This is a genomic window from Klebsiella sp. 28 (assembly GCF_018223905.1).
GTDB classification, from domain to species: Bacteria; Pseudomonadota; Gammaproteobacteria; order Enterobacterales; family Enterobacteriaceae; genus Klebsiella; species Klebsiella pneumoniae.
The window spans coordinates 1-3,516 of the sequence record NZ_JAGRQY010000012.1; the positions used below are offsets into that span (position 1 = coordinate 1).

Sequence of the window (3,516 nt, forward strand, 5' to 3'; positions counted from 1 at the left end):
CCCTGGTAGCTCCCTCGTGCGCTCTCCTGTTCCTGCCTTTCGGTTTACCGGTGTCATTCCGCTGTTATGGCCGCGGTTTCTCATTCCACGCCTGACACTCAGTTCCGGGTAGGCAGTTCGCTCCAAGCTGGACTGTATGCACGAACCCCCCGTTCAGTCCGACTGCTGCGCCTTATCCGGTAACTATCGTCTTGAGTCCAACCCGGAAAGACATGCAAAAGCGCCACTGGCAGCAGCCACTGGTAACTGATTTAGAGGAGTTAGTCTTGAAGTTATGCGCCGGTTAAGGCTAAACTGAAAGGACAAGTTTTGGTGACTGCGCTCCTCCAAGCCAGTTACCTCGGTTCAAAGAGTTAGTAGCTCAGAGAACCTTCGAAAAACCGCCTTGCAGGGCGGTTTTTTCGTTTCCAGAGCAAGAGATTACGACGCTACAGAAAGGATCTCAAGAAGATCCTTCACCATAATGGAAATCTATCCCACCCGAGCATATAGGATGCATATCGTTATAAAACATTGGATATTATGCATCCCAACTAAAAATAAGCTCGAGGATAAAAAATGAGTTCAATGGTTTACTGCCGAGGATGCGGCAAGGAAATACACGAAACAGCAAAGTCATGCCCACACTGCGGAGCCACAAACGCCTCTTCAGGTTCAGGTGAAAAAAGTAGAATCGCAGCCGCGCTATTAGCATTCTTCCTTGGTGGATTTGGCGCACATAAATTTTACTTAGGTAAAATAGGACAGGGATTCCTGTATCTAATTTTTTGCTGGACATTCATACCCGCGATCATCGCGTTTATTGAGTTTATTATTTATCTATGCGATTCCGATGAAAAATTCGCAAGAAAATATGGCTAACTCATAGCAAAAAAGCCCTGCGGGGCTTTTTTTGTACCAGTCTGTGAGGCACATTTACCATAACATCCCTTACCCGCACCGCGCCGGAGGCCCTCAGGGCGTTTCTGATGGCTGACGGGCAAAAGGTGGTGGCAAGTACACCGAAAACCACCAGAAACGCACCTGATTTATTTTACGCATATGCATCACTTATTCACATCACTGCATAGCCGGTGATTTCGGTTAAAAAAGACTCTCTGTGTGCTGAAATCGCAGAAAATGGCCATGATCCCCGTCACGCTCAGGCCACCTGAGACGGGCGTTTATCAGTCTCCATACTCCCTGTCACCATGAGATAATGTGCGTTGCCGTTCCGGTACCAGATCTGCTGTCTTCTCTGGTTCCTTTTCCGTTCTTTGCCCGTATCGCTGTTGCTCAATCTCATTCAGCCTGTCGATAACCGGCGCAGCTGCTCGCTCAAACTCTGCACCTGCCTGCTCAAGCCCGACACGCGCTCGCTCAGCGCCGCGTTCTCCCGTTGCATAAGACCAGACATCTTCCGCCATTCCCCGAAGGCGCTCTCCCACTCGTCCAGCCTTCTCGAGTAGTCCTGCTGTAGCTGCTCTAACGCGCTCAGCAATTGTTTTTCCAGTTCCGTCATTCTGCTCTACTCCCGTACCAGCTTCACCGCGTTCCGCGTCTTGTTGTCCACCGTCCGGCCCGTTTCGGCTTTCATCCCCTCCGGCAGCACCAGAAACCGTCCGTTGCGGTTCTCCAGATAGGTCACGCCCCACGTCTGCATGTGCAGTTTCGACAGCGTATCTCTCTGCTGCCTGATTTCCGCCAGGTTCGCCGCTATCCGGTTCCCCTGGTACCACAGCACCCCGCTCAGGCTGGCGAACAGCAGCCCTGACACCATGGTGATGGTCAGCCACGTCCGCCCGACCATTCGCAGCACGCTCAGCCGGTTCGACTGCATCGCCGCGTTCATCCCCTGTTCGTGGGCGCTGATGGCGTCGTTGATTCTCTTCGCGCTTGCGTTCAGTTCCGATTTGACAACGTTCTCGTGCTTGCTGAATGCGGCTTTCAGCCTCTCTTCGGTAAGCTGCTGCTGTGCTTTCGATTTCTCCTCGAAGTCCCTCGAGGCCGTTAAAAGACTGCTCATAAATGGCTCCCCTCAGTCGGATATTTCGCCCCCCGTCCGGGTCGGCAATGCTGATACTGTTTTTTGTGGTTCTGACCACCTCAAAACCGGCCGCTGTGAGCGCCCCTGTGACGTCATCACGCGTTTTCAGCTCTCCTGATGAGGCTAACATCAGCAAACCCCGTGTAATCGTCTCCGCGGCTTCCTGCTTCGTTTCTGGCAGTCCTGACGGCGTGACCAGCGCCCGCCGGTTCTCCGGGTCGTTCGGATCATGCAGCCCCAGCCTGCCGTTGACCACTGTCTGCCACGCATCGATGCGCGGCCGGTCGGCACGATCGTAATACGGCTGGAGGCGTTTCCCCGTCAGTAATTCGGTATTGGGGATCAGAAAATTCAGCTCAAGACGACCCTTGTCTGCGTGTTCCACCCACAGAATGCTGTACTGATCTTTATCGAGTCCGGGCATCAGAACCCGCTCAAAGCTGGCCATCAGTTTTTCACGCTGACCCGGCGGCAGGTCCGCCTCCGCGAATGACAGCACCCCGGAGGTATATTTTTTCACATACGGCGACGCATCAATCAGCTCCCGGACTTCTTCCGGCTTCCCCTGCAGGACGCTGGCACCTTCACGCTGCCGGTCTTTACCCAGAAGATAGTCCACCGGACCGGCGCCCCCGCCGCGACCCCGGGGATGGAATTTAACAATCATCGTCCGGCCCTTTTTCCTGTACGGCATGCCGCAACCGTTCCAGACCGGCATCGATCGCCATCAGCGCTGCCACGATCTGCACCCGGTCATGACCGGCACCACCGGCGTTCACTTTCCGGGCGATCTGGTTCAGGTTATTGCCCATGCCGGCAAGCTGACGCAGCAGCGCCGGCGAAATCGAGGGGAGCCTGCCGGCGCGTGTCGGTTTCTCATCAAGGCAGGTCTGGCGCATCCACGCCGCCAGTTGTTTTCCGTCGCACCGCTCAAGCAACCGCCGGTGTTCGTCTTCCGTCACCCACATCGTGAGCATCTTGTTGCGTTTATCTGCCAGAATCGCCTCCTGATAACCCCGTGACGGACGGGAAAGCCTTTCCCGGTCGGCGCGGGGTTGGACAAGCCGCAGGCGCGTCAGTGGTTTTTAGCGGGTTTCGGGGCGCAGCCCTGAACCAGTCACGTAGCGCTAGCGGAGTGTATACTGGCTTAATATGTTGGCACGGATGCGGATGTCAGTGAAGTGCTTCATGTAGCAGGAGAAAAAGGCGGCACCGGCGCGTCAGCAGAACATGTAGTAACGGGAGATGTGCCGCTTCCTCGCTCACTGACTCGCTGCGCTCGGTCGTTCGGCTGCGGCGAGCGGTACCGGCTTACGGGTGAGGTGGAAATTTCCTGGTGGATGCCAGGAAGGAACTTAACAGGGAAACGATGAGGCTGCGGCGAAGCCGTTTTTCCATAGGCTCCGCCCCCCTGACAAGCATCACGAAATCTGACGCTCAAATCAGTGGCGGCGAAACCCGACAGGACTATAAAGATCCCAAGGGTTTCC

Annotated in this window: 5 protein-coding genes and 1 pseudogene; 2 read left to right on the plus strand and 4 right to left on the minus strand. The window is 55.3% G+C overall.

Annotation, left to right across the window (positions count from 1 at the left end; genetic code table 11):
- Positions 1-136: 136 nt before the first annotated feature.
- Positions 137-250 carry a hypothetical protein gene (locus KHQ28_RS29555; RefSeq protein WP_032634168.1) on the plus strand — a complete coding sequence of 38 codons (114 nt, stop codon included), beginning with the start codon at positions 137-139 and terminating at the stop codon, positions 248-250.
- Between the two features lie 308 nt (positions 251-558).
- Complete coding sequence (locus tag KHQ28_RS02355) at positions 559-861, plus strand: TM2 domain-containing protein (protein WP_031942343.1); 303 nt, start codon at positions 559-561, stop codon at positions 859-861.
- A gap of 424 nt (positions 862-1,285) precedes the next feature.
- On the opposite strand, the gene KHQ28_RS02360 is transcribed toward KHQ28_RS02355, so the two are convergent.
- From KHQ28_RS02360 to KHQ28_RS02375, 4 genes and pseudogenes are all read right to left on the minus strand, one after another.
- Positions 1,286-1,501 carry an MbeD family mobilization/exclusion protein gene (locus KHQ28_RS02360; protein WP_064147933.1) on the minus strand — a complete coding sequence of 72 codons (216 nt, stop codon included), beginning with the start codon at positions 1,499-1,501 and terminating at the stop codon, positions 1,286-1,288.
- Between the two features lie 6 nt (positions 1,502-1,507).
- A complete protein-coding gene (locus KHQ28_RS02365) occupies positions 1,508-2,005 on the minus strand; it encodes an MbeB family mobilization protein (protein WP_015328238.1) in 498 nt (165 codons plus the stop codon).
- Positions 2,006-2,045: 40 nt separating this feature from the next.
- A pseudogene (locus KHQ28_RS29560) lies at positions 2,046-2,744 on the minus strand (relaxase/mobilization nuclease domain-containing protein); the annotation flags it as partial.
- Positions 2,683-3,024, minus strand: coding sequence for a MobC family plasmid mobilization relaxosome protein (locus KHQ28_RS02375; RefSeq protein WP_074181101.1), 342 nt, complete (start codon positions 3,022-3,024; stop codon positions 2,683-2,685). The gene KHQ28_RS02375 and the pseudogene KHQ28_RS29560, both read right to left, overlap by 62 nt.
- Positions 3,025-3,516: the final 492 nt, after the last annotated feature.